Genomic DNA, 26,987 nt, shown 5'->3' on the forward strand with positions numbered 1-26,987 from the left:
TTCGTAGGCAGAGGCCCGCGCGGCGCGCCTTAAGGGAAATCCCCTGCTTGCCTAGATCGACATTCATATTATTGAATGTATATCGACAGGATGGCGGGGGAGCCCCCGCCGGATCTGGTCGCCGAACTTGGGAGATCGGGATGGTCGCGAACGTGGGTGGCATCGACCGGGTGCTGCGTTTCATTGCCGGGGTCGTGTTGATCCTGGTGCCCTTCGTGGCGCCCTCCGTGCCGGCGCTGGCCGGGCTCGGGCATTGGACCTGGCTGATCGGCGCCGTCGGCGTGGTGATGCTGCTCACCGCCGCCTTCCGCTTTTGCCCGGCCTATCCGCTGCTGGGGGTGAATACCTGCGGGCGGTGAAGTCTTTCGGCGCAAGGCCATAAAAAAGGCCCGCGGGAGCGCCCCCGCGAGCCTTTTTTCGTCAGGTGCTACCGCCGCTCACCGCAGCTTCAGCGTCGCCAATCCCGCCAGTGCGAGCACCACGGCGACGATCCAGAAGCGGATCACCACCTGCGGCTCGGTCCAGCCGAGCTGTTCGAAATGGTGGTGGATGGGCGCCATCTTGAACACGCGCTTGCCGGTGAGCTTGAACGACGCCACCTGCACGATCACCGAGACCGCCTCCAGCACGAACAGGCCGCCCACCACCGCGAGCACGATCTCGTGCTTGGTGGCCACCGCGACGGTGCCGAGCAGGCCGCCCAGCGCCAGCGAGCCGGTGTCGCCCATGAATACCTGGGCCGGCGGGGCATTGAACCACAGGAAGCCGAGGCCGGCGCCCATCACCGCGCCGCAGACCACCGCCAACTCGCCGGCGCCGGCGACATAGTGGATCTGCAGGTAATCGGCGAACCGCACGTTGCCGGACAGATAGGCGATGAGGCCGAAGGTGCCGGCCGCGATCATCACCGGCACGATGGCGAGGCCATCGAGCCCGTCGGTGAGGTTCACCGCATTGCCCGCGGCGACGATGACGAACACGCCGAACACCGCGAAGAACACGCCGAGGTTGAGCAGCAGATCCTTGAAGAAGGGGAAGGCCACCGAGGTGGAGAGGCCGGACTTGCCCATGGTCATGATGATGACCACGGCAACGCCGGAGATCACCGCCTCGATGGCAAGGCGCGTCTTGCCGGAAAGGCCGTTGTGGGTCTGCTTCGTCACCTTCAGGTAATCATCATAGAACCCGATCATGCCGAAGCCGATCATCACCAGCAGGACGGCCCAGACGTAGACGTTGAAGAGGTTGGCCCACAGGAGCGTCGCCACCGTGATGCCGGCGAGGATCATCAGCCCGCCCATGGTGGGCGTGCCCTTCTTGGTGAGCAGATGCGACTGCGGGCCGTCGGTGCGGATGGGCTGGCCCTTGCCCTGCTTCAGCCGCAGCATGGAGATCATCGCCGGGCCGAACAGGAAGACGAACAGCAGCGCCGTCACCACGGCCCCGCCGGTGCGGAAGGTGATGTAGCGGAAGACGTTGAAGGCCGTGAAGGACTGGTGGAGATCGGCAAGCCACTGGAGCATCTGAATTCTATCCTTCGAGCAGCGCATCCTCGGCGGCGCGGAAGCGCTCGGCGAGGCTCTTGACCAGCGGTCCCATGCGGCTGCCGTTGGAACCCTTGACCATCAACGTGTCACCGCCCCGGATGGCGGACGCCACCATGGGCTCGAGGTGGGAGGCGTGGATCGCATAGCCGCCCCGCCGCTCCGAGGGCAGGGCCTGCCAGAGCGCATGCATCTGCGGTCCGCAGCAGAACACCACATCGATCTTCGCCGCGCGGATCGCCTCGGCCAGTTCGGCATGGTGCGCCTCGCCGTCGGGGCCCAGTTCCAGCATGTCGCCGAGCACTGCGATGCGGCGGCCGCGCGGGCCCACCGGGGTGCGGCTGAGCACGTCGAGGGCGGCGCGCATCGAGGCAGGGTTGGCGTTGTAGCTCTCGTCAAGCAGTGTCGCCTGCCCGCCCTTCACCTGCAGGCGCAGCGCGACGCCGCGGCCGGGGGGGGCCTTCATCCGCGACAGCGCGAGGCCCACCAGCGCGAGATCCGCACCGACGAGCTTCGCCGCGGCGAGCACCGCCAGCATGTTCTGCACGATGTGGCGGCCCGGCATGCCCACCTTGAAGGTCACCGGCGTGCCCATCACGTCCGCCACGCCCACCGAGCAGTAGGATTGCAGCGCCGCCTCCTTCAGCCGCACGTCGGCGCCGGCCGTCTCGCCGAAGGTGACGATGCGGTCGATGCCCAGCGCCTGCGCTGCGGCCTTGAGGCGGGGGAAGAGGGGATTGTCGAGGTTCAGCACCACCGCGCCGCCCGGCTCCAGCCCCTGGAAGATCTCCGCCTTGGCGTCGGCGATCTCCTCGATCCCCGAGAATTGGGCGATGTGAACCGGCTCCACGGTGGTGATGATGGCGACCTGCGGGCGCACCAGCTTCACCAGCGGCGTGATCTCGCCCGGATGATTCATGCCGATCTCGAACACGCCGTAGCGCGCCTCGCGCGGCAGGCGGGCGAGGGAAAGGGGCACGCCCCAGTGATTGTTGTAGGAAGCGGCGGAGGCGTGGGTCTCGCCATCGGCGCCGAGGGCGATGCGCAGCGCCTCCTTGGTGGTGGTCTTGCCCACCGATCCCGTCACCGCGACGATGCCCGCCTGCGAGCGCGCGCGGCTGGCGCGGGCGAGGTCGGTCAGGGCAGCGAGCACGTCGTCCACGACGAAGAGGGGGGCGTCGGCGGGGAATTGCTCAAGCTTGTCGCGGGCCACCACGCAGGCCGATGCGCCGGCCTCCAGCGCCTTGCCCACATAGGCGTGGCCGTCGCTGTTCTCTCCGGCGATGGCGAAGAACGCGTCGCCGGTCGCCAGCGAGCGGCTGTCGATGGAGATGCCGGTGGCGTCGCGCGGCGTGCCGCGCACCTCAGCCCCCATGGCCGCCGCCATTTCCGCGACGGAGTGGAGGACCCGGCCTTCCGTTTCGCCCGCATTCATGCCGCGACCTCCTTGAGGGCGGCGAGGACTTCCGCCGCATCCGAGAATGGATATGTCCGGTCGCCGATGATTTGGCCGGTTTCGTGACCCTTGCCGGCAACGAGCAGCGCATCCCCGCTTTCGATGAGGGCAACGCCGGCCCGGATGGCCTCCGCCCGGTCGCCGATCTCGCGCACATTGTCCCGGCCGGCGCCGCGGGCGCCTTCCAGGACCTCGGCGCGAATCGCCGCCGGGTCCTCGCTGCGCGGGTTGTCGTCGGTCACGATCACCATGTCCGCCTTCATCGCGGCGATGGCCCCCATGATAGGCCGCTTGCCCCGGTCGCGGTCACCGCCGCAGCCGACCACCACCACCAGCCGGCCGGGAATGGCGGCGCGCAGGGTGTCGAGCACGGTGGCGAGGGCTTCCGGCTTGTGGGCGTAGTCCACGAAAACCGGCCGGCGCGGATCGTCGCCGATGCGCTCCAGCCGCCCCGGAACGCCCTTGAGGTGGGCGAGGGCAGCGAACGCCTCGGCGCGATCCGCCCCGCAGGCGATGGCGAGGCCGGCGGCGAGCAAAGCGTTGTCCAGCTGGAAACGCCCGACCAGCGGCACGACGGCACTGGAGCCGTCCGCGAACATCACCTTCTGACCGGCCGGCGAGCCCGTCGCGGCGGCGATGTCGATGCCGTCCGACCGTCCCTCGCCGATGGGCAGGAGCCGGAGGCCTCGCGTCTGCGCCCAGGCGAGCGCCGTCGCGGCGAAGGGGGCCGAGGTGACGGCCACGGCGGCGGCGTCCAGCGGCATCACCTCGGTGAAGAGGCGGAGCTTGGCGCGGAAATAGGCGTCCATCGTCGGGTGATAATCGAGATGGTCGCGGCCGAGATTGGTGAAGCCGCCGGCGGCGAGGCACACGCCGTCGAGCCGCTTCTGGTCGAGGCCGTGGGACGAGGCTTCGAGCGCCATATGGGTGACGCCCTCTCCCGCGAGCGCGTCGAGGGTGGCATGCAGCTCCACCGGGTCGGGCGTGGTGAGGCTGCCATAGGTGGCGCCGTCCGGCTTCACCAGCCCGATGGTGCCGAGATACGCCGCGCGATGGCCGAGCCGTTCCCATATCTGTCGCAGGAAGAAGGCGACCGAGGTCTTGCCCGCGGTGCCCGTTATGGCGGCGACGGTCTGCGGCTGGCGCGGATAGACCCGGGCGGCGGCCAGCGACAGGGAGCGCCGGGCGTCCAGCGTGAAGGCGAGGGCCACCTGCGGCGGCAGGATGGGGGCCGGCGCGGTCGGTTCCATCAGCACGGCGGCGGCACCGCGCGCGATGGCGTCGGCGATGAAGCGGGTCCCGTCCGCATGGGTGCCGGGGATGGCGACGAACAGGTCGCCGGGCGTGACGCAGCGGCTGTCCGAGGACAGGCCGGTAATGGGCTCTTGCGCGCCGTCGGGCGTCAGGATGCGGGCGTGGCCGTCGAGGATCTGTCCGAGGGAATGTATGGTCATCGGACCCCTTTCTGGCATTCGCCCGCCCCGGTTGTCACCCCGCGCGGGCTGCCGCTGCGGTGGCGGTAACGCGATCCCGCAGCGGTGACTTCAATGGCGGTCGGCAACCTTGAGCGGCATGCGGAGCAGCTGTTCCGCATCGGGCAGGTTCTGGCGCGGTGCGATGTTGAGCATGGGGGCAATGCGCTCGACGATCTTGCCGGCAGTGGGTGCGGCGTTCCAGCCCGAGGTGGCGAAGCCGTAGGTCTCCGACGTCGCCTTGGGCTCGTCCAGCATAACCAGAACGAGGTAGCGCGGCTTGTCCATGGGGAAGATCGCGGTGAAGGACGTGAGCAGCTTGTTGTGCGCATAGCGCCCGTTCACCACCTTTTCGGCGGTGCCGGTCTTGCCGCCGACGAGGAAGCCGGGCACCTCGGCCTTTTTGGCCGAGCCCTTCTCGGCATTGAGGCGCATGACGTAGCGCATCTTGTCCGAGGTCTCGGGCTTCAGCACGCGCACTGCCAGCTTCTGCGCTTCTTCCGGCGTGCGCTTGATGAAGGTGGGCGGAATGAGGAAGCCGCCATTGACCATGGAATTCACCGCCATCACCGCCTGCAGCGGGGCGACGGAGAGGCCGTGGCCGAAGGCAATGGTGGCCGAGTTCAGTTCACCCCAGCGCTTCGGCACGATGGGCTCGGAGCTTTCCGGCAGCTCGGTCTTGAGCCGGTCGAGCTGACCCATCTTCTTCAGGAACGCCTTGTGCGCCTCCACGCCGAGGGAGAGCACCATCTTCGCGGTACCCACGTTGGACGAGACGAGGAAGATTTCGGGCACCGTGAGGACGCGGTTCTCGGCGTGGTAGTCGTGGATGGCGAATTTGCCGAAATGCAGCGGCGCACGGGCATCGAAGGTCGAGTTCAGGCCGATCTTGCCCGAATCGAGCGCCATGGCGAACGACAGGGCCTTGAAGGTCGAGCCCATCTCGTAGACGCCGGTGGTCAGCCGGTTGAGATAGGCGTCGTCCTTGGGGTTGCCGGAGCTGTTCGGGTCGAAATCGGGGATCGACACCAGCGAAATGATCTCGCCGGTATTCACATCGGTGACCACGCCCATGGCGTGCAGTGCCTGGAACTTGTTCTTCGCCTTCACCAGCTCGTCGCGCACGGCGTGCTGCACGCGCACGTCCATGGCGAGCTGAACCGGCTCCTGCTGGCGGTCAGTGGCGAAACCGGCGAGGTGCAGCTCGGCGAGGCCCCGGCTGTCGATCCACTTCTCGATGCCGGAAATGCCCTGGTTGTCCACGTTCACCCCGCCCATCACGTGGGAGATGATCGGGCCGTCGGGATAGATGCGGCGGTTTTCCTTCAGGAAGCCGATGCCGGGAAAACCGAGGCGGTGGATGGCGCGCATCTGCGCCGGCGTGATCTCGCGCTTCAGCCAGGCGAAGCCCTTGCCGGAATTCAGGCGCTTGCGCGCTTCCTCGACATCAAGGTCGGGCAGCACCTTGAGCAGGCCTTCCAGCGCCTCGTCGGGGTCGATCAGGCGGCGCGGCTCGGCGAAGAGGGACGGGGACTTCACGTCGATGGCGACGATGTCGCCGTTGCGGTCGATGATGTCGGGGCGGGCGGAGGCCACCGCATCCGAGCCGCGCCCGCGTCCGCCGCCGCCGTCCGCGGTCATGGCGAGGTGGGAGAGCTGCACCGCGATGGCGACGAACAGGCAGCAGAAGGCGGCCATCACCAGCTTGATGCGCCCGCGCGCCACCGTATCGGGGTCGGTGCGGTCGAGGCCGAAAAGCCCGCGCACCACATGACGGACGCCGCGCCAGGCGAGGTGGCCGAGATGCACCGTGAACGGCCACAGCACGTTCCAGCTTGCGACGGCGGCCCGCGCGGAGCCGCGTGCGGTGGCGCGGCCGGCGGCCTTGCTGCCGGCGCCGAGACGATCGAGCAGCACCGCGCATGAGGCGTCGGCATCCCGGAGCACGGGGCCGACGGCGGCGACGATGCCGGCCCACATGCGGGCGAGGCGGGCGGAGATGGAAGACAGATCAGCCATTTCGGACCTCGTCAGCGGAAACCGGCCAGGAATCCGGAGAGCTTTTCGAGGGGATTGGTGGGCTCCGGGGGCGGGGCGGGTGCCGGTGCGGCAGCGGCCGGCGCGGGCTGCATGGGGGGCAGGGGCCGCGGAGCTGTGGGACGGGGTGTGGCGGACGCGCTCGCGGCCGGCTTCGACACCGGCGCATTGGCCGGGCGCAGCGCCGAAGTGGCCGGCACCGTGGCGCCACCCGAGCTCGTGGGGGCCGTGGTCGAGGCCGAGGGCTTGGAGCCGGCGGAAGATGTGACGAGCGGGGCGTCCACCAGCGCCTCGATCATGCCGCCGATGCCGTCGCCGCTGGAGGCGGGCTTGGCGGGCAGGTCGTCGAGGCTGGAAATCGAATCGACATCGAGCCGCTTCATGTCGAGATGGCGCTCGGCGAGGCCCTGGATGTAGATGGGCGAGGTGCGGCGCGCCCATTCCGCCCGCATCAGGGCGATGGAATCACGCTCCTTGCGGATCTGGGTGCGCAGGGTGGCGAGCCGCTCGGCCTCGGCGGTGGACGAGACCTTGAGCTGGTAGACCACCGCGGCGGTCACCAGAAGCGCGACGACCATCACGACATTGGCGACCCGAAACATCTCGACTAGCGTCTCCGCCCTGGGCGTTGCGGTGATGGGGGCGGAAGCAGCCCCATCAGGTCACCGCCCGGATGCGCCGGGGCGTCCGTGCGCTCGGCCGCGCGAAGTTTCGCGGACCTTGAGCGCGGGTTGCCTGCCACTTCGTCGGGACCGGGCTCTACGGCTCCCTTCGCCACGAGGCGGAAGGAGGGCTCCGGCCCTTCCGCTTGCGGCTGGTGGCGCGAGGCGGACGGTGCCTTTGACCGGTGTGACAGAAAAGTCTTAACGATCCTGTCCTCTAGGGAATGGAAGGTGACGACCACCAGCCGCCCCCCCGGCCTGAGCGCCCGCTCGGCGGCGGCGAGAGCGTCCACAAACTCCTGCAATTCCTCGTTCACGGCGATGCGCAGGGCTTGGAAGGTGCGGGTGGCGGGATGTACCTCGCCCGGCTTCGCCCAGACCACGCGCGAGACGATCTCGGCAAGTTGCGCCGTGCGGGTGATGGGCGCCTCTTCCCGCGCCTTCACGATGGCTTTGGCGATGGCACGCGAATGCCGCTCCTCGCCGAAGGTCCAGATGATGTGGGCCAGGCGGACTTCATCGAGCGTCGCGCAGAGGTCGGCCGCCGAAAGGCCGTCCGCACCCATGCGCATGTCGAGCGGCCCGTCGCGGCGGAAGGAGAAGCCGCGCTCCGCCTCGTCGAGCTGCATGGAGGAGACGCCGATGTCCAGCACCACCCCGTCGAGCGGCTCGAAATCCTGCTCGGAGGCGATCTCATCGAGCTTTGAGAAACGGTCCTGCACGAGGAGGAGGCGCTTGCCCGAGGCTTCCACCAGCGTCTGCCCGGCGGCGATGGCCGTGGGGTCGCGGTCGATGGCGAGCACCTGGCAGTCGGCCGCGGCGAGGATGGCGGAGGTGTAACCTCCCGCGCCGAAGGTGCCATCCACATAGTGGCCGGCGTCCTTCGGCGCGAGGTGCGCGAGAACCTCGCGAAGCATCACCGGCAGATGACGGGCCGGTCCGCCAGCGGCGTCGGCGGGGCCGACCCCGTGGCCCGTCGTCATGTCCGTTCGCCCCTCGGGTTCTCCGCTCGGGAGCCGATGGCCTGGCGCAGCTCGCGCACCCTTCGGGTGGCCTCCGCGAGATGTGCCTTCAGCCGCTCCGGTTCCCAGATCCGGAACTTGTGTCCCATGCCCACGAACGCCACCTGGTCGGCGATCGCCGCGTGGGCCTTCAAACTCTCCGTCAGCACCACCCGGCCCTCCGGATCGACGCGCAGTGTCTCGCTGGTGCCGTAGAGGGCGGCGGCCAGCTCCTCGCGCGCCTCGGAATAGGGCGGATAGCTGTCGATCAGCGCGTCGATCTCGCCGACCAGACGGTTGCCGCCGGCATCCAGCGCCGGTTCCGCAAGGCTTGGATGGCAATAGAGGCCGTCCGTGCCGTCCTTCATCAGCACCGTCCGATAGGGCGCGGGGATGGAGACCCGGCCCTTTGCGTCAAGGCGCATCGTGTAGGTGGACACGAAGCGGTCCATGGCGCCCGGGTGCCCTCGTGTTGCAACGGGCGCCGTTCAAGGCCGCCCGCGTGACGGCCGAGACCGTCTATCCTGTTCATGGGTATCTATGGGTTATCATGGGCTGACATGGGCCGTCAATAAAACGGCATGGGTGCCGCTGTCCCGGAATGGGACCTTCTCGGCGCTCCACGGAGAACATGGCGCGAACGAATCGCGTGCGAATCGGAGGAGGTCGTCTCTTCTCCTTCCGTTCCCGCACGCCAGCGGCCGCCTTGCCGCCGCCCCCTTGCCCATGGCCATATGCGCCACCGGCCGCAGGGGGCCGGCCATAGGGGCGTCCCATGATCGAGATCGGTCCCAACCTGTTCGTGCTGGTGCTGCTGGTGCTGGCGGTGGCGGTGGTCTTCTCCGGCGTGAAGACGGTGCCGCAGGGCTACCAGTACACGGTGGAGCGCTTCCGCCGGTACACCAAGACGCTGATGCCCGGCCTCAACCTCATCGTCCCGTTCATCGATCGCATCGGCAACCGCGTGAACGTGATGGAGCAGGTGATCGACGTTCCGAGCCAGGAGGTCATCACCAAGGACAATGCCACCGTGACGGTGGACGGCGTGGTGTTCTTCCAGGTGTTCGATGCCGCCCGCGCCAGCTACGAGGTCGCGCGGCTCGACACCGCAATCCTCGCGCTGACCATGACCAACATCCGCACGGTCATGGGCTCCATGGACCTCGACCAGCTCCTGTCCCACCGCGACGAGATCAACGTGCGTCTGCTGGCGGTGGTGGATGCGGCGGCCTCGCCCTGGGGCATCAAGATGACCCGCATCGAGATCAAGGACATCGTGCCGCCGCGCGATCTGGTGAACGCCATGGCGCGCCAGATGAAGGCGGAGCGCGAGAAGCGCGCCGTGATCCTCGAGGCCGAGGGCCAGCGCCAGTCGGCCATCCTGAAGGCGGAAGGGCAGAAGCAGGGGCAGATCCTGCAGGCCGAGGGCCGCCGCGAGGCCGCCTTCCGCGACGCCGAGGCGCGCGAGCGGCTGGCGCAGGCCGACGCCAAGGCCACCGAAATGTTGTCGGTCGCGGTGGCGAGTGGCGATCCGGCGGCGCTCAACTATTACATCGCCGAGAAATACGTGAAGGCATTCGAGACCATGGGTGCCGCGCCCAACCAGAAGGTGGTCCTCATGCCCTATGAGGGCACGGCGCTGCTCTCCTCCCTCGCCGGCATCGGCGAGATTGCCAAGGGTGCATTCGGAGGGGGCGCGTTCGGACCCGGCGCTGCGGCGACCTCCGCCGGGCCGGAGCGCCTGGCCAGCCGGCGGCCCACCGGCCCCGCGACCCTGCCGCCCCGGGAGGATTGAGCCCATGCCGCTCCTCACCCATCTCGGCCCCTGGGCCTGGTTCGTCCTCGGCGGCGTGCTGCTGGTGGCGGAGATCGCGGCGCCGGGCGCCTTCCTGCTGTGGCTCGGTCTTGCCGCGCTGGTCACCGGCGCCATCGCTTATGGGGTCGCGCTCGCGTGGCAGGCCGAGGTGCTGGTGTTCGCCGCGCTGGCGGTGGTGGCGGTCCTCGTCGGCCGACGCATCAGCCCCGCGCCGGGCAAGGCCTCCGACAGGCCGTTTCTCAATCGGCGCGCGGAAGGGTTCGTCGGCCGGGTGTTCACGCTGGATGCCCCCATCCTCGGCGGGGTGGGGCGGGTGCGCATCGGCGATACGGTGTGGCGGGTCGAGGGCCCCGACGTGGCCGCGGGGCATGATGTGCGCGTGGTCAGCGCCGACGGCGCGACACTGAAGGTGGAGCGGGCGGAGGGGTAAGTCTCCGCCTCAGTTCAGCCCGCGCAGCAGGCGCTCCAGATAGTCGAGCTCGATCTGCGGACGCTCCGGCTGTTCCAGCCGGCGACGCAGCTCTTCCAGCACGCGGCGGGCGCGCTGGGCGTCCACCTCATCCGGCACCTTCACGGTGAAATCGTCGCCATAGTCCTGGCTGCGCAGCGGGCGGCCGAGGGGATCGGTGCGCTGCGCGCTCTCCTCGCCGGGACCGCCGGGGCCTTGGCCGTTCTGGTTGCCCTGCTGAGCCTCGGCCATGGCCTGCGCCCCCTGCCGGAGCGACTGGAGGGCGCGGCCCTCGGCATCGAGCGCGCCCTGTCCCTCGCCGCGGCCGAGGGCTTCCTCCGCCTCGCGCATGGCCTGCTCGGCCCGGCCCATGGCCTCGCCGGCCCGGCCCATGGCGTCGCCTTCCCCGCCTTCGCCGTTCTGTCCTTGCTGACCCTGTCCCTGTTGGCCTTGCCCCTGTCCCTCTTGCATCCGGCGCATCTGGTCGAGCATGCGGCCAAGGCGCTTGCGCAGCTCCTGCTGGCCCTGCTGCAAGTCCGAGAAGCCGTTCTCGCCGGGCTGCTGGCCCTGACCCTGCTGCCCTTGTTGACCCTGCTGCCCCTGCTGGCCGCGCTGTCCCTGTTGCCCTTGCTGCCCTTCCCGGTTCTGGCGCCAGGTGCGGTCGCGCAGGCGCTGCTGCTCCTGGATCATCTTGCCGATTTCGCTCTGCTGCTGCTGGCCCTGCTGCTGGCGGCCGGCCTGACGGTTGCCGGGGCGCATGTTCTCCATCATGGCCTGGAGCTGGTCGAGCAGTTCGCGGGCGGCGTCCTTGTTGCCGGAGCGGGCGAGATTCTCGATGCGATCGAGCATCTTCTGCAGGTCCTGCGGACGGACGATGCGGGTGTTGGGATCGAGCGGGCGGGCGTCGGTGCCGCTGTCGCGGCGCGATTCCTCGGCCAGTTGCCGCATCATCTTTTCCATGGCCGCGCGCAGATCCTGCGTGAGGCGCTTGATCTCCTCGTCGCTGGCGCCGCGCTCCAGCGCCTCACGCAGCGCTTCCTGGGCGGCGCGCAGCTCGCGCTCGGCATCGGAGAGCGTGCCGTCCTCGATCAGGACCGCGACCTCCCAGAGATAGTCCACCAGCGCGCGCAGATCGTCATCGTTGCGGGCGTTCTTGGCGCGCGCCAACGCGGTGCGCAGGCCAAGATATTCGCTGGCGCCGGGCGTGAACTGCGCCGGGGCGATGGTGAGGCCTTCCAGCACCGCCACCAGCCTGCGGCGGTTGCTGGCATCGAAGGCGAGGCGGCGGCGCTCGTCGATGAGCGCCTTGGCAAGGGGCTTCGAGAAGGCGCGCGCCGGCAGGCGCACCACCTTCGTCTCGCTGACGCCCTCGTTGCCGGCCTCGTCGCGGGCCATGAGGTGGACCTCCACGCGGGCACCGGCCCATGGATGGGCGACGAGATCCTTCGATGTCTGCGCGGCTCCGGTGCGCCCGCCGGCCGGCAGGGTCAGCTTGAAGTCGGGCGGCGGCACCAGTGGCTGCGCCATCTTGCGCGGCGATGCGCCGGGACGGGGAAACAGCGGCGGTTCGGGCGGCAAAGGCGCGAACAGCGCCTCCGCTTCCTTGACGCCGTAGTCGTCCTCCATGCGGTAGGCCAGCACGAGCGTGTTGCGCTGGCCGGACTGCGGATCCTTGGCGAAGCTGATGGTGGGCTTCTGGTCCGCCAGCACCTTGAAGTGCCACGAGAGGCGGCGCTGGTCGGGACCGAGGAAGGTGACGTCCGCATCCTCGCGGATCGCATAGCGCTTTTCGCCGGCCGCTGTCGGCGCGTCCGCCTCGGGCTTCACCTCCGTGATGCCGCCGTCGAGCTTGAGAGCGGCGGTGTCGATGCCGGAGCCACGCACCACCAGCGTGCTGCCCGCCGGCACCTGCAGCGCGGCGGCGTTCAGCGACGTGGGGTCGTCCGAGCGCAGGCCCGGAAGCACCACGGGGGGGCGGCCGGTATAAGCGGGCGGATCGATCCAGGCGTCGAGCCGGTAGGGCGGGGGCGGGACGATGGTCTTCCAGTCGAAGGCCGCGCCGATGCGGGAGAGATGCTGCCCCGGCGCCATGAAGACCGTGGCCGCCAGCGCCAGCACCGCCAACGCGCGGACAGCGCGCGGGTCCAGCCGCGCGAGGCCGGGCGATGGCGTGCCGGCCTTCAGCGAACGGGCGGCTGCGAGTGCGCGGGCAAGGTGCGCGCGCCACAGGGCGGCGCCGACAGGATCGTCCGGCCGGGTGGCGAGGCTGTCGGAAATGGCGGTGGCGGGGCGGTGGGCGAGGGCGCTTTTGGCGTCGAGGCGCGCCACCGCCTCTTCCCGGCTCGGCCAGCGCAAGGCGAGGAGCGGGCGGGCGGCGAACAGGAGGGTAAGGGCGAACAGGACGACGCCTGCGATGCGCGCCCAAACGGGCGCCGACACCCAGGCACCGGCGAAGGACACGGCCAGAAACAGCGCCAGCGGAACGCCGGCCCGGGCGAGCGCCGGCCAGGCCCGCTCCCAGAACACGGCATAGCGGGCGCGGGCGATGGCGCGCTCGAGCAGGTCACGCGCGTGTTCTTCCGGCGTGCGGTCCTCGGGCCTGCGCGGGCGTTTTCCGTCGCGAGATGCGCTCACACCCTCTCCCTTTCCTGCCCCTTCATTGGTCAGCTTAGCATGCAGCAAGTTCCGGGCCAGATTGCCCTTGCGGAACCCGCTTCACAAATGGGTCAGGCCTTGCGCGCAGCCGTCTCCAATTTGGTGAAGGCGACCTCATCGGCGGCGGCGCCCACGGCGGCCGGATCGAGGCCGAGGAGAGAAAGCGTCTCGCACATATGCGGCGGCAAAGGGGCGCTCACGTCCACTGGAGGTGCCCCGGCCTTGAGCGGCACCACCACCCGTCGCGAATGCAGATGCAGTTTCGGCCCGCCGGGCAGGCGCGAGGCGCCGCCATAGATGGCATCGCCCAGGATGGGCGTGCCCAGGTGGGAGAGATGGGCGCGCAGCTGATGGGTGCGCCCCGTGACCGGGGACAAGGCGATGACGGCGAGATCGCCCGTCCGGTGCAGCACCTGGAAATCCGTGATGGCCTCCTGCGCGCCCGGCGAGCCCTTGGGCACCGCCTGCATCCACCAGCCGCGATGCGGCGAGCGCTTGGCCAAGGGCTGGTCGATCCGCCCCGACTCCGCCGCAGGAGCGCCGAGGGTGACGGCTACGTAGGTTTTCCCCACGGCGCCGCTGGCGAACAGCTTTCCGAGCTGCGCCAGCGCTTTGGTGTGGCGGCCGAGCACGAGGCAGCCGGAGGTGTCCTTGTCCAGCCGATGGGCCAGCTCCGGCGCGCGGGGCAGGCCGAAGCGCAGGGCGTCGAGATGATCGGCCAGCGTCTCCCCGCCCTTCGGCCCGGCATGGACGGGCAGGCCATAGGGCTTGTCGATGATGAGCATCAGCCCGTCGCGGTGGAGGAGCGGGAGATCCCGGCCGGTGTCAGGGACGGGGTGCGATGCCGTGGGCGCGGAGGGCGTCATGATGGAGGTCGGCGGAGCCTTGCGAGAAGCAGCAGAAGACCACGCGGGTCACGCTGCCGGGGCGACCAAGATGGTCGAGGACGGCCTCGACCGCCAGTGGGACGGCGCAATGTTCGGCTACGGTACCGTTGGGGCCATTGCCACCGACACAATGGCGAAAGTGGCCAACAGCGAGAGCCAGATGTGGATAAAAATCCGCAGCTGTGATGGTGAGAATTGATCTTTAAAATCAGAATGGAGTTTGCAATAGAAATTGCCCCAACAAAACAACGGCTCAAATAAGAGAACGGCCATGACCATTGATACGAGCGGGAAAAATAAAACCGCGGGATCGATATGATGGAGAGTTTCATATCTTCTGTATGAAAAGAACACGTTCAAAATGAAAGTCGATGCCACAACAAAGGCGGCTCCGATAACAACCGGAGGCCTCTCCATCGTTTCAAATTTTTCCTGTTTCATGATCCTTGTCCCGCCCCGTTAAGGGAGATGGTGATTTTATCACGACCTTGGGGCGCGTTAGCGCCTTGAGATGCGTGTGTTGCAGGTGCGAGTCCCAAGCAGGGAGGCATTGGCGGCGTTCACGATGGCGTCAGTGGCGAGGCGGGTAATGTCGGCGACGATCACCGCGCAATCCGTGGCGCCGCGCGGGCCCGTGCGATGAGAGGCGGGTGTCTCGTTCATGGCTGGCGATCCTGCGGCAGTCTCACAATCCACATAATCGGCGGCCTAGCCATAGGGGTCGGAAAACAAGAAGGAGATCCGCCCCATGGCCCATCCCCGCAAGACGGAACGCCGCCTTCTCACGGATTCGGAAATCGAGCTGGTGGAGAAGTCCCGCCAGCCCGTGGTGACTGCCCTCGGTGACAGCGAGGTGAATGATCTCGTCGCCCAGCTGCGCGAGCGCCGCGACCGTGCCCTCACCATCGCCAACAACCAGCGGCGCGCGTTGCGCGGCAAGGGTGGTCGCGGTGAAGTGACGTTCGAGAAGGCCGATTTCGGCAACCGCCAGAAGGCTTCCGTGCTCACCGATGCGCTCACCCGTGCGCGCCGCGAGCAGACCCGCCGCCGCACCCAGGCGGCCCGGGCCGAGCTGGTGGAGAATGCCCACAAGGCGCTGGAGCTGAAGCGGGATTCCAAGCGCGCCAAGCGCCCGGCCACCCTGCCGCGCCCCAATACCGGCATGACTCCGAAGGAGCGCACGCGCCTTCAGCGCATCGGCTCCGCATCCGGCGAGGCCGGCCGCGTCACCAAGTTCGTGGCGGTGGCGCAGGCCAAGAAGGATTCGCGCGGCTGAGGGCGCTTTCGGCAGGCCCGCCCCGGCGGGCCCGCCTCAGTCCGCCAGTTCCAGCCTCAGATCCAGCGTCGAGCGGCGGCCGAGGTCGTCGAAATGCTCGGCGAGGAAGGTCTCCGCCGCCGCCCGGCCGAGGTCGCGCAGGTGCTGGAGGAAGGACCATTCCGCATTGAGCTTGGAGGTGGCGTCGAGCGCCGCCAATTGATGCTCGCCGCCGATGCGGTGCAGCCGCACCCGGCGGAAGGGCGAGCCGCCCAGGGTCCAGCGGCTGATAAGCCCCTGCTCGATCAGCTTCGCCGCATTGTCGATGGCCCGCAGCTGTGCGAGCAGCGAGGCATTGAAGGTGATCTCGTTGATCCGGTTCTGGATTTCGCTGGCGGTGCGGGGCGTGGTCTCGCGCACCACCGGATTGATCTGGACCAGAAGGATGTCGTCCGCGTCTGCCATCTCATAGAGCGGGAAGAGCGGCGGGTTGCCCATGTAGCCGCCGTCCCAATAGGGCACGCCGTCGATCTCCACCGCCTGGAACAGGAAGGGCAGGCAGGCGGAGGCCATCACCGCGTCCGCCGTCATCTCTTCGTGTCCGAAGATGCGGGCGCGACCGGTATGAACGTTGGTGGCGGAGATGAAGACCTTCACCTGCGCCTTGCGGATCGCCTCGAAATCCACGTGGGCTTCGAGAATCTCGCGCAGCGGATTGATGTTCAGCGGATTGAAGTCGTAAGGCGACAGGAATCGCGAGGCGATCTCGAAGGCGAGATAGACCGGGTTCTTGGCGAGCGACCAGTTGCCCATGAGCCGGTCGAAGGCCGACCGCTGGATGGGCGACATGCGCCCGTCCCGCGACACGTCCTTCCAGAACTGCGCGAGGGCGTGGCGCGCCTCCTCCGGGTCGCCCTTGGCGAGCCCGGCCGCGAGCACCACCGCGTTCATGGCGCCCGCGCTGGTGCCGGTGATGCCGGCGATGGCGATGCGCTCGTCCTGGAGCAGGCGATCCAGCACGCCCCAGGTGAAGGCGCCATGGGCGCCTCCCCCCTGGAGCGCGAGGCTGAGCGGCTTGACGCCGTCGCGCCGGGTCACGGCCGGTGCTCCGGCGTCACTCCGCGACCCAGCCGCCGTCGATCTGCTGCATGGAGCCGGTGATGGAGCGGGCGTTGTCCGAGCACAGGAACACCGCCAGCGCCGCCACTTCCTCCACCGTCACGAATTCCTTGGTGGGCTGGGCGGCGAGAAGCACGTTCTTCTTCACTTCTTCCTCGGTCATGCCGCGCGCCTTCGCTGTGTCCGGGATCTGCTTCTCAACGAGAGGGGTCCAGACGTAGCCGGGGCAGATCGCGTTGACGGTGATGCCGAAGGTCGCGGTCTCGAGCGCGGCGGTCTTGGTGAAGCCGGCAATGCCGTGCTTGGCCGAGACGTAGGCCGACTTGAAGGGCGAGGCGACCAGAGCGTGGGCCGAAGCGGTGTTGATGATGCGGCCCCACTTCTTCGCCTTCATGCCGGGGATGGCGGCGCGGGTGGCGATGAAGGCTGCCGTCAGGTTGATGGCGATGATGGTGTTCCAGGTGTCGATCGGGAAGTCCTCGATCGGCGCCACGTGCTGGATGCCGGCGTTGTTCACGAGGATGTCGCAGGCGCCAAGCTCGGTCTCGGCGAGCTTCACCATGCCTTCGATCTCGTCCGCCTTCAGCATGTTGGCCGGCGAATAAAGCGCCTTCACGCCGAACTCGCTCTCGATGGCGGAACGCTCCTTCTCGATGGCGGCGGCGTCGCCGAGGCCGTTGATGACCACGTTCGCGCCTTCCTTGGCGAAGGCCCGGGCGTAGGCGAGCCCGATTCCGCTGGTGGACCCGGTGACGACGGCGACCTTCCCCTTGAGCATGGCTATTCCCCGAAAAGGCGGCACGGCCCCTGCGGGGCCGGCGGCACGGTGTAGCGGAACGGTGTGACGCTGCTGTCACGCGGCGCCTGAACGCCGCATTGGCCCGCAGGACCATCACACGCAGGCGTGCCTGCGGCCGGCACATTGCAACGCCGTCCGCTGCGGTGCAATCCGGCGAGCGGGAGTTCCTGTCATGCTTGGCGTCGTCGGCACCGTGGCGAAACCGGCCGACATCCACTAGATTTGCCGGGTGACCCGCTCCGACGCCCATACCAAGGACCACGACCACGGCCAATGCGTGGCAGGCGCCATGACGCGCGTGGAGGAGTGCTGCGCGCGCAAGGGCCTGCGCATGACCCCGCTGCGCCGCAATGTCATGAAGGCGCTCGCCGAGAGCCATGTCCCGCTCGGCGCCTACGAAATCGTCCAGAAGCTCTCGGACGCCGGCGACGGGGCGCCGCCCATGTCGGTCTACCGGGTGCTCGACTTCCTGGTGGCGGAGGGGCTCGCCCACCGCATCGAGAGCCGCAACGCCTTTCTCGCCTGCGCCCATCCCCACGATGATACCGACGTTGTGGTCTTCCTGATCTGCGAGCGCTGCGGCCTGACGCGGGAGGTGGCCTCCCACGCCATCGGCCGCGACCTCGCCTGGGCGGCGCGGGCGGCCGGCTTCGAGCCACGCCAAAGGGTGCTGGAGGTGGCGGGCACCTGCGCCGATTGCCGGGAGGCGGCCTCTGCCGCACCGGCGCCTGCGGCCAAGGACGCGACCAGGCTCGCAGCCAAGGAAACCGCCGGCGGTTGATTCTTTCCCGCCCCCGGCCTACTCGAAACCTTGCCGCATAGACGTCCGTAATGCGGTCCACGCCTGCCCCGGCACCGTACACCTTGCGGATCGCCCGTCGTTCGAGGACCAGACCCATGACCAGCGCCGAAACCCTCGCCAGCGCCGCGCCCGTGGTTCCCGTCGAGCTGCTGGAGGCCGGTCCGGCCCGGCGGCATGTGACGGTAGGCGTCCCGGTCGGCCGCGTGATGGTCGGCGGCGGGGCGCCGGTGGTGGTCCAATCCATGACCAACACGGACACGGCCGACATCGCGGGCACCGTGCGGCAGGTCGCGGCGCTGGCCCGTGCCGGTTCCGAGATCGTGCGCATCACGGTGGACCGTGACGAGGCGGCGGCCGCCGTGCCGCACATTCACGAGAAGCTACTGGCGATGGGCATCGACGTGCCCCTCGTGGGCGATTTCCATTACATCGGCCACAAGCTGCTGGCCGATCATCCGGCCTGCGCGGAAGCCCTCGCCAAGTACCGCATCAATCCCGGCAACGTGGGCTTCGGCGACAAGAAGGACCGGCAGTTCGCCGCCATCGTCGAAACCGCCATCAGGCACGACAAGCCGGTGCGTATCGGCGCCAACTGGGGCTCGCTGGACGGCGAATTGCTCACCCGCCTGATGGACGAGAACGCCCGCCTGCCCCAGCCCGCCGAGGCGCGGGCGGTGACGCGGGAGGCGCTGGTGCGCTCGGCGCTGTTGTCGGCGGCACTGGCGGAGGAGATCGGCCTCGGCCGCGACCGCATCATCCTCTCCGCCAAGGTCTCGGCGGTGCAGGACCTGATCGCGGTCTATTCGGAGCTGGCGCGCCGTTCGGACTATGCGCTCCACCTCGGCCTCACCGAGGCGGGCATGGGCTCAAAGGGCATCGTCGCCTCCACTGCGGCCATGGGCGTGGTGCTCCAGCAGGGCATTGGCGACACCATCCGCGTGTCGCTGACTCCCGAGCCCAACGGCGACCGTACCCGCGAGGTGCAGGTGGCGCAGGAAATCCTGCAGACCATGGGCCTGCGCACCTTCGTGCCGCTGGTGGCCGCCTGCCCCGGCTGCGGGCGCACCACGAGCACCGTGTTCCAGGAGCTGGCGCAGTCGGTGCAGGATATGATCCGCACCCGGATGCCGGTGTGGAAGGCGCAATATCCCGGCGTCGAGACGCTGAATGTGGCGGTCATGGGCTGCATCGTGAATGGGCCGGGCGAGAGCAAGCATGCCGACATCGGCATCTCGCTGCCCGGCACGGGCGAGACCCCCTCCGCCCCCGTCTTCATCGACGGGAAGAAGGCCGTGACCCTGCGCGGCGCCAACATCCAGGAGGAATTCCGCCAATTGGTGGAAGCCTATGTGGAGAAGCGCTTCGGCATCGGCGGGGTAAACGCCGTCGAGAGTGGCACGCCGGCCGACGCGGCGGAGTGACCGTTCTCCGCTACCGCGGCGTTACAAAAATTTCATGCGGGGAGCCCTTCCCCGGCCACGCTCCTCTGCTCATATCCCGGCCATCCACTCACCGGAGGCGGAAATGACCCCCGAGGAACGTGCCCTGATCGACGGCCTGTTCGATCGCATGCGCAGTGTTGCCAGCCAGCCGCGCGATGCGGAGGCCGAGGCGCTCATCGCGCGCCGTGTCGCCGAGGCACCCCACGCCACCTATGCCCTCGCCCAGAGCGTCCTGGTTCAGGAGCACGCTTTGCAGCAGGCCTATGGGCACATCCAGGATCTGGAAGCCCAGCTCGCCGATGCCGAGGCCCGCGCGGCGGAAGCGCAGCAGCGCCAGTCGGGCTCCGGCGGCTTTCTCGGTGGCCTGTTCGGCGGCGGTCGTTCGTCGGTTCCCGCCGCGGGCGCGCGGGATAATGGCCAGTATGCGAGCCAGCCCGCGGGTCAGCCTTGGGGGCAGTCTTCCAGCCAGCAGCCCGGCCAGCCCATGGGGCTGCCCGCCGGCTACGGACAGCAGGGCTACTCTCAGCAGGGATACGCCCAGCAGAGCGGGTATCCGCAGCAGGGCTATCCGCAACAGGGTGGATATGCCCAGCAGGGCGGGCCCTGGGGCCAGCAGGCCGCGCCCCAGCCGCAGCGCAGCGGCGGCGGCTTCCTGCAGGGGGCGCTCGCCACGGCGGCGGGTGTCGCCGGTGGCGCGCTGCTCTATGACGGCATCAAGAACATGATGACCGGGGGCGGCGGCGCGGTGGCCCATGCGGCGGCTGCCGAACTCGGCAAGCCCGAGACCCCCGGCACCGGCAATCTCGGCCAGGATGCCCAAGCGGCGCTGGGCGGGCAGAACGCCGGCACGGATAATTTCTGGAACGGCTCGAGCCAGCAGGAGGCCGGCTATGAAGAGGCCGGCCCCGAAGACGCCGGCTATGACGATATCGGCGACGAGGCCGGCTGGGATGACGGCGGCGGCGAGGACAGCAGCTGGACCTGACGTCCCGACGAGATCGATCGATGACGGACGGCGGCGCCCTGCGCCGCCGTTTTCGTTTGCCGGGCAGGCTTTCCCCCCATGGACTTGCCGCCCGTGATGGCGCTATCCGGGTGATGTGCGGGGCGCGGCCTTCCGGCCTGCCCGCGCGCCACGAAAACGGGTGGAACCACAAGGACCTCGGCATGACGCCCTTCGGACGCCGGGTGCGCGACCTGCGCGCCGAGCGCGGCGTAACCCTCACCGAGATGGCGCGGGCCATCGGCGTCACGCCCACCTATCTGTCCGCGCTGGAGACCGGCAAGCGCGGCAAGCCGACCTGGGCGCTCACCCAGCGCATCATCGCCTATTTCAACGTGATCTGGGACGAGGCGGAGGACCTCCAGCGCTTGGCTGAGCTGTCGCAGCCGCGGGTGGTGGTCGATACCGCCGACCTGTCGCCCCAGGCCACCGAGCTTGCCAACCTGCTGGCCCGCGAGATCGGCCACCTGCCGACAGAGGCGGTGGCCGAGCTTCTGGGGCGCCTCAAGATCCTGCGGCGCAGGGGATAGCGCATTTTCAAGCGAAGTGGATTCCGGTTCGCGTGAAGAAAATGCGTATCGTCAAAGCTCGGAGCATCTCTGCCCGACATGCTCCAGGCGGGCGACGTTGCGCCCTCAAGGCTTGAGGCAGACCGCCACCACCTGCTTCACCGGATGCAGGCATTCCACCTCGGTCTTGTCGCCGCGGGCCGAGAAGACGGCGATGTGCTGCATGCCGCGGTCCACGTTCACGCAATAGCCGCCGATGACGCTCTCCCCGGTCTCGCAGGACGCGAGGCAGCCCGCCTCGGGGCAGGCGGCGGCGCGCAGCGTGATGTTGGCCGCGCCCGGCGCGCCGGCGGCACCGGCCGGGCCGGCCGGACCCTGCGCACCCTGAGGGCCGGCCGGGCCAGCGGGACCGGCGGGGCCCGCCGCACCAGCAGGACCCGCGGGCCCGGCAACGCCGGCCGGACCCTGTGCGCCCGCCGCACCGGCGGGGCCGGCCGGGCCAGGCTTGCCCTCGAAGCAGGCGGTGAGGCTCAGGGCCAAGGCGAGACCCACCACGGCTTTCATCATTCGCATGTGCGCACCCCCCAACGGACTTTCTGATTGGTGCCCCATGGTGGCGCCTTACCTTGCGGGATGCAAGCGGCGAAAGCGCCGGCGTGGCGGTAAAAAGATGATCCGGCTCAGGGGTTTGGTGGGCGCTGCGCTTCCGCGTCAGCCGCGCGCCTTCACCAGCGCCCGGGTGGTCTCCTGAAGGCGCAGCGCGAGGTCGCGCAGCACGGAGCGGGCGAGGGAGGGCGTCTTGTCCAGCAGCGCCAGGAACAAGTCGGACTCCATGCGCAGCACACTCATGGGCGCGCCGGCGCGCACCGTGGCGCTGCGTGCCTCGCCGGTGAGGACGCCCATCTCGCCCACCACCGTATCCTTGGCGAGGCGCGTGATCTCGTGGGTGGTGCCGCCCGCCGTCACCTCGATGACCGCGGTGCCGTCCAGGATGACATAGGCGGCGTCCGGCGCTTCGCCCTGATGGAACAGCACGTCGCCCGGCGCCACATCCAGCCGCGTCGCGGAGAAGGCGAGCAGCCTGAGCTGGCTCGGTTCCAGATCGCGGAACATGGGAATGCGGGAGAGGACGCGGGCCTCGTCTTCAATGCTCATGACCTGATCCTTGTCGGCCCCTCACGTGCCGGTGGCGGAGAGTTCCGCTCCCTCGATGCGCTCGATCTGCCCGTGGGCGAGCACGATCACCTGCGCGAACAATTCGATCGGTTCGGCGGCATCCAGCACCACCAGCGTCGTGCGCCCCGCGCGTCGTTCGAGCACGGTCTCGATCAGCCGGCTCTGGTCGGACGGCGCCAGCGGGGCCAGTGCGTCGTCGATGATGAGAAGATCCGGCTCCGTCACGAGGCAGCGGGCGAGGGTGAGCTTGCCGCGTTCCGCAGCCGAGAGGGGCAGGCCGCCCTCGCCTAAGGCCACGTCGAGGCTCAGGCGTTCCACCCGGGCGATGAAGCCGTCCAGCTTCAGGCAGTCGCGCACCAGTTCGTCCACCATGGCGGCGGCACCGGCGCGGTCAGCCGCGATACGGCCGAACAGGAGATTGTCGCGCACGGTCAGCGCCCGGCAGTAGCTGTCCGGCTGGTAGCGGGCGAGCGGCGTGCCGGACACCGCCTTGAGGTGGGCGAGCTGCGCGCGGGCGGCGAGGGCTCGCTGCTGCCAGTCCTCGTCGATGAGGCCGAAGCGGTGGCGCGGCTCGCAATAGCGTCCGGCGACGCGCAGCAGCAGCGCGCGCTCCTCCGGGGCCAACCCGACGCCGGTGCCGGCATGGGCGAGGAGGGTGCGCGCGCTGGTCATCTCCTCCGCGCGCAGCAGGCCCTTGGTATCGATGTCGGCGATCGCGTCCTGCCCGCCCGCCAGCTCGGCGAGGGTGCGCAGGGTGCTGAGGCCAAGGGTGGTCAGATCGTCGGCGACGCCGAGCCGCTCCAGCTCGGGCATCAGGCCCGGATCGGAGAGGAGCGAGGCGGCGCCGCGCGTGTCGTTCAGCGGTGCCGCGAACAGGATGTTTTCCGCCAGCGTCATGAAGCGGTTGAAGGCGGCGAAGCGGAACGGTTCGATCAGCACGCGTCCCGTCTCCTGCTGGCGGCGGGAGATGGCGTCGGTGACGGCGGCGCGGGCGGTCACGATGCGTTCCGCCAGCGCCGGGCTCGCCTCCGGGTCGAGCCGGCGTTCGAGCCCGAGGCGCACCACCAGGTCGCCCAGCCCCGCGAGGCCGAGGGCGGCGAGGATCGCCCGGTCGAGCTGGACGGCGTCGTCGAGGCCCGAGGGCTCGGGCTCGGTGGCGCCGGGGGCCGGCCGGCCGGGGTGGCGCTCCAGCGCGCACAGCATGTTCTCGCGCAGGGACGCGTTGAGCACGATGGGATCGCCGCCGGCATAGGCGACGTGGCGGCCGATGACGGATTCAGGCACGTTCGCCAGATCGTGCCCGCCGATGCGCACCGTGCCGCTGTAGAGCGAAATGGCGCGGCCGCAGACGCGGGCCACCGCGTGCTTGCCGCCGGCATCCGGCCCCTTGAGCGCCACCGCCGTGCCGGCGGGGACCTCGAAGCTCACCCCGTCGAGGAGAAGGCTGCCAGCCGGGTCCACCACGCCGAGGTCGGCGATCTTCAGCGCGCCATCGAAGGGCACGCCCTCCCAGCCCGTGTCATCCTGCGAGCCCTTGGGCCAGACTTCCTGCGTCTCCAGGTAATAGCGGGCGAAATCGTAGCGCACCTGGGCGACGACGCGCTTCTCGTCCCAGTCGATCAGCTCTTTCAGCGGCTCGGGAATCTGGCCATAGGCCGCCACCACCGCCACCAGCTGGCCGATGTTGATGGCCCCCGTCAGCGCCAGCCAGCCGCCGACGAAGTAGAAGACCAGCGTCGGCACGTCCGACATGAGGAGGTTCAGCACCCGGTCGGTGAAGTTCTGGCGCTTGAGGTCGAGGCTCGCCTCCGACACCACGGCCAGCCGCCCGTCCACCGCGGCACGCTCCCAGGGGCTCGTGGCGAAGCCGTGGACGAGGGGCAGGCGGTCGATGCCCGCCATCACCCGCTTTCCAAGCGCCACCGCCTCGCGCTGATAGACCTGCAGCTTGTGGGCATTGTCGCGCCGCTGGATGCCGAGCAGCACATAGTTGAGCGCGAGGATGCCAAGGGCGCAGCCGCCCAGCGCCGAATTCTGGGTGAAGATGAGGAGCGTCGCCGAGCCGATGAGGCCGGCGGACTTCAGGGGCTGCGCGAAGGCCATGCCGGCGAAGGGGGAGATGGGCCCCACCTCGAACCGCAGCATGTTGCCCACTTCCATCGCCTTGCTCTTCATGGGCGCCTCGGGGCGCAGGCGCTGGATGACGTCGAACAACTGGCGGCGCAGTCCGACGATGATCCGCTCGCCGAGCCGGGCCTTCGCCATCTCGATGAGGCGCGAGATGTGCTGCTGGATGAGCTGCAGCGCGAACAGCAGCGCCGCGAGGCCGGCGAGCAACCCAAAGGCCGAGACGTCGTAGCCGGTCAGGTCGATGATGACGCCGCCGCCGAGGAAGTCCGGCCAGGTGAGGTCGAAGTCGAACAGCTTGGGCACCGTCCCGCCGATGGAATCGGTGACGCCGTTGACGATGAGCCGCGGCAGTTCCAGCGAGGCGTAGTTGAACGGCAGCAGCAGGAGGACGAGGGCGAACAGCTTGATGTGGGACAGCGGCTCGGCGCGCCAGAGATAGGTGAGCACGTCGCGCGGGAGCGCTTCCCGCGTCGCCGGGGTCGTTCCACCGTTAGGGGAGGCTCGATCCGTGCCGCTCATCACGACTTTTCTGCAGGCGCTCTAGCGTGTTGGCAAGGGGTAACGATTGCCGGACGGCGGGTTCAGCCGGAAGCAGCAGGCGCGGCTGCCGGGTCCGGCGCACCCCGGCACCTCTCCCCATAGAGGCCATAGAAGCGGGAGAGCCGCGCCGGAGCGCTCGCCGCCAGTGCCTCCGCGAGGGCTGCCGCCTCTCCGAAGCTGCCGGCGCCGTAGGCGGCCATCAGCGCGGCGTGGCGCTCTTCCAGCCGGGAGAAGGCTGCCGACCGCGAGAAGTCCGGACCGCCGGCAAGGAGATAGAGCTGGCTCGCCTTGGACTTGCCCTTGAGCATGAGGAGGTCGGCTTCGAGGAAAGCGAGGTCGCCCGCCGCCTCCCGCGTCGCCTCGGAGACGAGGATGTCCACCCGCATGGACTTGGTGGCGCCCTCGATGCGGGAGGCGAGGTTCACGTCGTCGCCGAGGCAGGAATATTCGAGCCGCTGCGCCGAGCCGAGATTGCCGACGCAGCACGGCCCGGTGGCGAGCCCGATGCCGCAGCGCACGGGGTGCCACGGCTTCCCTTCTATTTCCGCCGCCCGGCGCCACTCTTCATTCAGCGCCTCCAGCCGCGCCGACATGGCGAGGGCGCAGAGCGCGGCGTTGCGGGCATGGGCGGCGTCGTCCACCGGCGCGTTCCAGAAGGCCATGATGGCGTCGCCGATGTATTTGTCGATGGTGCCGCCGTGGGCGAGCACCACCTCCGTCATGGGCGTGAGATAGGCGTTCATGAAGCGGGTGAGGGCCTGCGCGTCCATGGTCTCGGACAGGGAGGTGAAATCGCGCAGGTCGCAGAACAGGATGGTGATCTCGCGCGTCTCGCCGCCCAGCACCAGGCGCTCCGGATTCTCGGCAAGTCGCTCCACCACCTTGGGCGAGACGAAGCGGCCGAACACCGAGCGCACCCACTTCTTCTGCCGCTGCTCGTCGCGATAGAGGGCGAGCACGCCGAAGCCATAGACTGCGAGGATCGCCGCCCCCGGTCCCATGGGGTCGAGCAGCAGGTCGAAGCGGGTGAAGGCGAGCCAGGCCCCGACGCCCAGCGCCGCCACCACCGCGAGCCCGAGCACCCCGGCCGCGGGCGCCGAGACGCGGGGCAGCACCAGCGCGAGCAGCAGCCCGAGCAGGCCGGTGAGCACGATCTCGGCGCCCCGCGCCCAGTCCGGCCGCACGAGGCGGGCGCCGGCGACGATGTGCTCGATGAGCTGCGCCTGGATTTCCACACCGGGCACGGCGGCATCTAGGGGCGTCGCGCGCGTGTCCATCAGCCCCGGCGCGCTCGAGCCGACGAGGAGGATGCGCCCCTCCACTTCGGCGGACGGCACCTTGCCGTCCAGTACGTCGGCGGCGGAGAGGAAACGGCGGGGATCGGTGGCGGTGAAGCGCACCCGCACCTCGCCCGAGGCGTCCGTGGGCACGTCGAGGGCGCCGATCTTCACCGCCGTGATGCCGGTCTTCGCACCGAAGGCCTGGTCGCCGCTGGCGTTGGAGGCGCGCACCACATAGGTGGACGCCCCCTGCGCCACGCGCAGCGCCTCCGCCGACAGGCTCGGCACCAGCTTGCCGTCGAGGCCGAGGAGGATGGGCACCCGGCGCACCACCTGGTCGCGGTCCGGCAGCCAGTTCAGCGCGCCGATGCCGCGCGCGGCCGCGGCCAGCTCCGGCAAGGGCGCGACGGCGCCGGAGAAGCCCGGCACGAAGCCGCGCGGATCGTCGCCCGCGCTGGCCATGCCCCATTTCTCGGGATAGGCGCCGCCCGTGCCGTGGGTGAGGATGGCGCCGAGGACCGAAGGCGCGGCCGTGAGCGTCGCGGCCAGCTGTTGGTCGGAACTGTCGCGGCCGGCGAGCGCTGCCTCGGCCGGGGCGCGGGCCTCGGCCGGCAGCAGCTTCACCACGGCGGCGGGATCGAGCCGGTCCGGCTCGGAAAACACCATGTCGAAGGCGATGGCCGCCGCGCCGAGGCCGGCAAGCTTCTGCGTCAGTTCGGCCACCGTGGTACGCGGCCACGGCCACTGGCCCACGCGGGCGAGGGAGGCATCGTCCACGTCCACCACCCGCACCGGCAGGTCGGGGTCATACGGGCGGGGCGCGGCGCGCTGGTAGAGGTCGAAAAGGCCGTTGCGCAGGTCCACAAGCGGCGCGGGATTGGCCCCCATCACCAGAAGGCCGGCAGCAAGGGGGCCGCCGACGGCGAGCCAATAGAGGCGGGACCACATGCGGCA

Annotated in this window: 24 protein-coding genes and 1 pseudogene; 9 read left to right on the plus strand and 16 right to left on the minus strand. The window is 69.4% G+C overall.

The genetic code is table 11. The annotated features are described in order from the left end of the window. Positions 1–140: 140 nt before the first annotated feature. Positions 141–359, plus strand: coding sequence for a YgaP family membrane protein (locus ACT535_RS08660; protein ID WP_476364073.1), 219 nt, complete (start codon positions 141–143; stop codon positions 357–359). 78 nt (positions 360–437) lie between these two features. On the opposite strand, the gene mraY is transcribed toward ACT535_RS08660, so the two are convergent. The 7 genes from mraY to ACT535_RS08695 all read right to left on the minus strand — a co-directional run bounded on the left by mraY (position 438) and on the right by ACT535_RS08695 (position 8,624). Continuing rightward, positions 438–1,523: a phospho-N-acetylmuramoyl-pentapeptide-transferase gene (gene mraY, locus ACT535_RS08665; protein WP_168458660.1), complete on the minus strand. Its 1,086-nt coding sequence runs from the start codon at positions 1,521–1,523 to the stop codon at positions 438–440. Between the two features lie 7 nt (positions 1,524–1,530). After that, positions 1,531–2,979, minus strand: a complete 1,449-nt coding sequence (locus ACT535_RS08670) for a UDP-N-acetylmuramoylalanyl-D-glutamyl-2,6-diaminopimelate--D-alanyl-D-alanine ligase (RefSeq protein WP_168458659.1) — start codon at positions 2,977–2,979, stop codon at positions 1,531–1,533. Next, positions 2,976–4,454, minus strand: coding sequence for a UDP-N-acetylmuramoyl-L-alanyl-D-glutamate--2,6-diaminopimelate ligase (locus ACT535_RS08675; protein WP_476364074.1), 1,479 nt, complete (start codon positions 4,452–4,454; stop codon positions 2,976–2,978). Before ACT535_RS08675 ends, ACT535_RS08670 begins: the two co-directional genes overlap by 4 nt. A 90-nt stretch (positions 4,455–4,544) precedes the next feature. Next, positions 4,545–6,491 (minus strand): peptidoglycan D,D-transpeptidase FtsI family protein, encoded by a 1,947-nt coding sequence (locus tag ACT535_RS08680; RefSeq protein ID WP_476364075.1) that lies wholly within the window; start codon positions 6,489–6,491, stop codon positions 4,545–4,547. An 11-nt stretch (positions 6,492–6,502) separates the two neighbouring features. Further along, positions 6,503–7,111: a cell division protein FtsL gene (gene ftsL, locus ACT535_RS08685; RefSeq protein ID WP_168458657.1), complete on the minus strand. Its 609-nt coding sequence runs from the start codon at positions 7,109–7,111 to the stop codon at positions 6,503–6,505. 5 nt (positions 7,112–7,116) lie between these two features. Continuing rightward, positions 7,117–8,154: a 16S rRNA (cytosine(1402)-N(4))-methyltransferase RsmH gene (gene rsmH, locus ACT535_RS08690; RefSeq protein ID WP_476364076.1), complete on the minus strand. Its 1,038-nt coding sequence runs from the start codon at positions 8,152–8,154 to the stop codon at positions 7,117–7,119. Then, a complete protein-coding gene (locus ACT535_RS08695) occupies positions 8,151–8,624 on the minus strand; it encodes a division/cell wall cluster transcriptional repressor MraZ (protein WP_168458655.1) in 474 nt (157 codons plus the stop codon). The genes rsmH and ACT535_RS08695 overlap by 4 nt, the downstream gene beginning before the upstream one ends. A 323-nt stretch (positions 8,625–8,947) precedes the next feature. Between ACT535_RS08695 and ACT535_RS08700 the strand changes: the two genes are divergently transcribed. Then, positions 8,948–9,967 carry an SPFH domain-containing protein gene (locus ACT535_RS08700; RefSeq protein WP_476364077.1) on the plus strand — a complete coding sequence of 340 codons (1,020 nt, stop codon included), beginning with the start codon at positions 8,948–8,950 and terminating at the stop codon, positions 9,965–9,967. A 4-nt stretch (positions 9,968–9,971) separates the two neighbouring features. Then, complete coding sequence (locus ACT535_RS08705; protein WP_168458653.1) at positions 9,972–10,418, plus strand: NfeD family protein; 447 nt, start codon at positions 9,972–9,974, stop codon at positions 10,416–10,418. A 9-nt stretch (positions 10,419–10,427) separates the two neighbouring features. Here the strand turns inward: ACT535_RS08705 and ACT535_RS08710 are convergent, their stop codons facing one another. Continuing rightward, a complete protein-coding gene (locus ACT535_RS08710) occupies positions 10,428–13,070 on the minus strand; it encodes a TIGR02302 family protein (RefSeq protein ID WP_476364078.1) in 2,643 nt (880 codons plus the stop codon). 92 nt (positions 13,071–13,162) lie between these two features. Then, entirely contained in the window at positions 13,163–13,957 is a 795-nt protein-coding gene (locus ACT535_RS08715; protein ID WP_476364079.1) for an RluA family pseudouridine synthase, read from the minus strand. Here ACT535_RS08715 and ACT535_RS08720 point away from each other — a divergent pair. Next, complete coding sequence (locus tag ACT535_RS08720; RefSeq protein ID WP_476364080.1) at positions 13,956–14,177, plus strand: hypothetical protein; 222 nt, start codon at positions 13,956–13,958, stop codon at positions 14,175–14,177. The two genes, ACT535_RS08715 and ACT535_RS08720, sit on opposite strands and share 2 nt — an antisense overlap. Before the next feature lie 335 nt (positions 14,178–14,512). On the opposite strand, the pseudogene ACT535_RS08725 reads toward ACT535_RS08720, so the two are convergent. Then, positions 14,513–14,641, minus strand: a pseudogene (locus tag ACT535_RS08725) (O-acetyl-ADP-ribose deacetylase); the annotation flags it as partial. Positions 14,642–14,726: 85 nt separating this feature from the next. Between ACT535_RS08725 and ACT535_RS08730 the strand changes: the two are divergent. Next, on the plus strand, positions 14,727–15,254 hold the full coding sequence (locus ACT535_RS08730; protein ID WP_476364081.1) for a hypothetical protein: 528 nt from the start codon (positions 14,727–14,729) through the stop codon (positions 15,252–15,254). 36 nt (positions 15,255–15,290) lie between these two features. Here ACT535_RS08730 and ACT535_RS08735 read toward each other — a convergent pair whose 3' ends face one another. Both ACT535_RS08735 and ACT535_RS08740 read right to left on the minus strand, forming a co-directional pair. Further along, positions 15,291–16,331, minus strand: coding sequence for a patatin-like phospholipase family protein (locus ACT535_RS08735; protein ID WP_168458648.1), 1,041 nt, complete (start codon positions 16,329–16,331; stop codon positions 15,291–15,293). Positions 16,332–16,347: 16 nt separating this feature from the next. Then, the gene (locus ACT535_RS08740) at positions 16,348–17,130 is read right to left on the minus strand and encodes a 3-hydroxybutyrate dehydrogenase (RefSeq protein WP_476364082.1); all 783 of its coding nucleotides are present in this window, start codon (positions 17,128–17,130) and stop codon (positions 16,348–16,350) included. A 310-nt stretch (positions 17,131–17,440) separates the two neighbouring features. Here ACT535_RS08740 and ACT535_RS08745 point away from each other — a divergent pair, with 310 nt between their 5' ends. The 4 genes from ACT535_RS08745 to ACT535_RS08760 all read left to right on the plus strand — a co-directional run bounded on the left by ACT535_RS08745 (position 17,441) and on the right by ACT535_RS08760 (position 20,928). Further along, a complete protein-coding gene (locus ACT535_RS08745) occupies positions 17,441–17,932 on the plus strand; it encodes a Fur family transcriptional regulator (RefSeq protein ID WP_476364699.1) in 492 nt (163 codons plus the stop codon). 116 nt (positions 17,933–18,048) lie between these two features. Further along, entirely contained in the window at positions 18,049–19,374 is a 1,326-nt protein-coding gene (ispG, locus tag ACT535_RS08750) for a flavodoxin-dependent (E)-4-hydroxy-3-methylbut-2-enyl-diphosphate synthase (RefSeq protein WP_476364083.1), read from the plus strand. A gap of 103 nt (positions 19,375–19,477) precedes the next feature. Further along, on the plus strand, positions 19,478–20,380 hold the full coding sequence (locus ACT535_RS08755; protein WP_476364084.1) for a DUF2076 domain-containing protein: 903 nt from the start codon (positions 19,478–19,480) through the stop codon (positions 20,378–20,380). A gap of 182 nt (positions 20,381–20,562) precedes the next feature. Continuing rightward, positions 20,563–20,928 carry a helix-turn-helix transcriptional regulator gene (locus ACT535_RS08760; RefSeq protein ID WP_168458644.1) on the plus strand — a complete coding sequence of 122 codons (366 nt, stop codon included), beginning with the start codon at positions 20,563–20,565 and terminating at the stop codon, positions 20,926–20,928. Between the two features lie 105 nt (positions 20,929–21,033). Here ACT535_RS08760 and ACT535_RS08765 read toward each other — a convergent pair whose 3' ends face one another. The 4 genes from ACT535_RS08765 to ACT535_RS08780 form a co-directional block, all read right to left on the minus strand. Beyond that, positions 21,034–21,480, minus strand: coding sequence for a hypothetical protein (locus ACT535_RS08765; protein ID WP_476364085.1), 447 nt, complete (start codon positions 21,478–21,480; stop codon positions 21,034–21,036). Positions 21,481–21,618: 138 nt separating this feature from the next. After that, complete coding sequence (locus ACT535_RS08770; RefSeq protein WP_168458642.1) at positions 21,619–22,062, minus strand: Crp/Fnr family transcriptional regulator; 444 nt, start codon at positions 22,060–22,062, stop codon at positions 21,619–21,621. A 21-nt stretch (positions 22,063–22,083) separates the two neighbouring features. Then, entirely contained in the window at positions 22,084–24,732 is a 2,649-nt protein-coding gene (locus ACT535_RS08775) for an ABC transporter ATP-binding protein (protein ID WP_476364086.1), read from the minus strand. Positions 24,733–24,794: 62 nt separating this feature from the next. Further along, the gene (locus ACT535_RS08780; RefSeq protein ID WP_476364087.1) at positions 24,795–26,981 is read right to left on the minus strand and encodes a CHASE2 domain-containing protein; all 2,187 of its coding nucleotides are present in this window, start codon (positions 26,979–26,981) and stop codon (positions 24,795–24,797) included. Positions 26,982–26,987: the final 6 nt, after the last annotated feature.

Source organism: Xanthobacter sp. DMC12 (assembly GCF_056314105.1).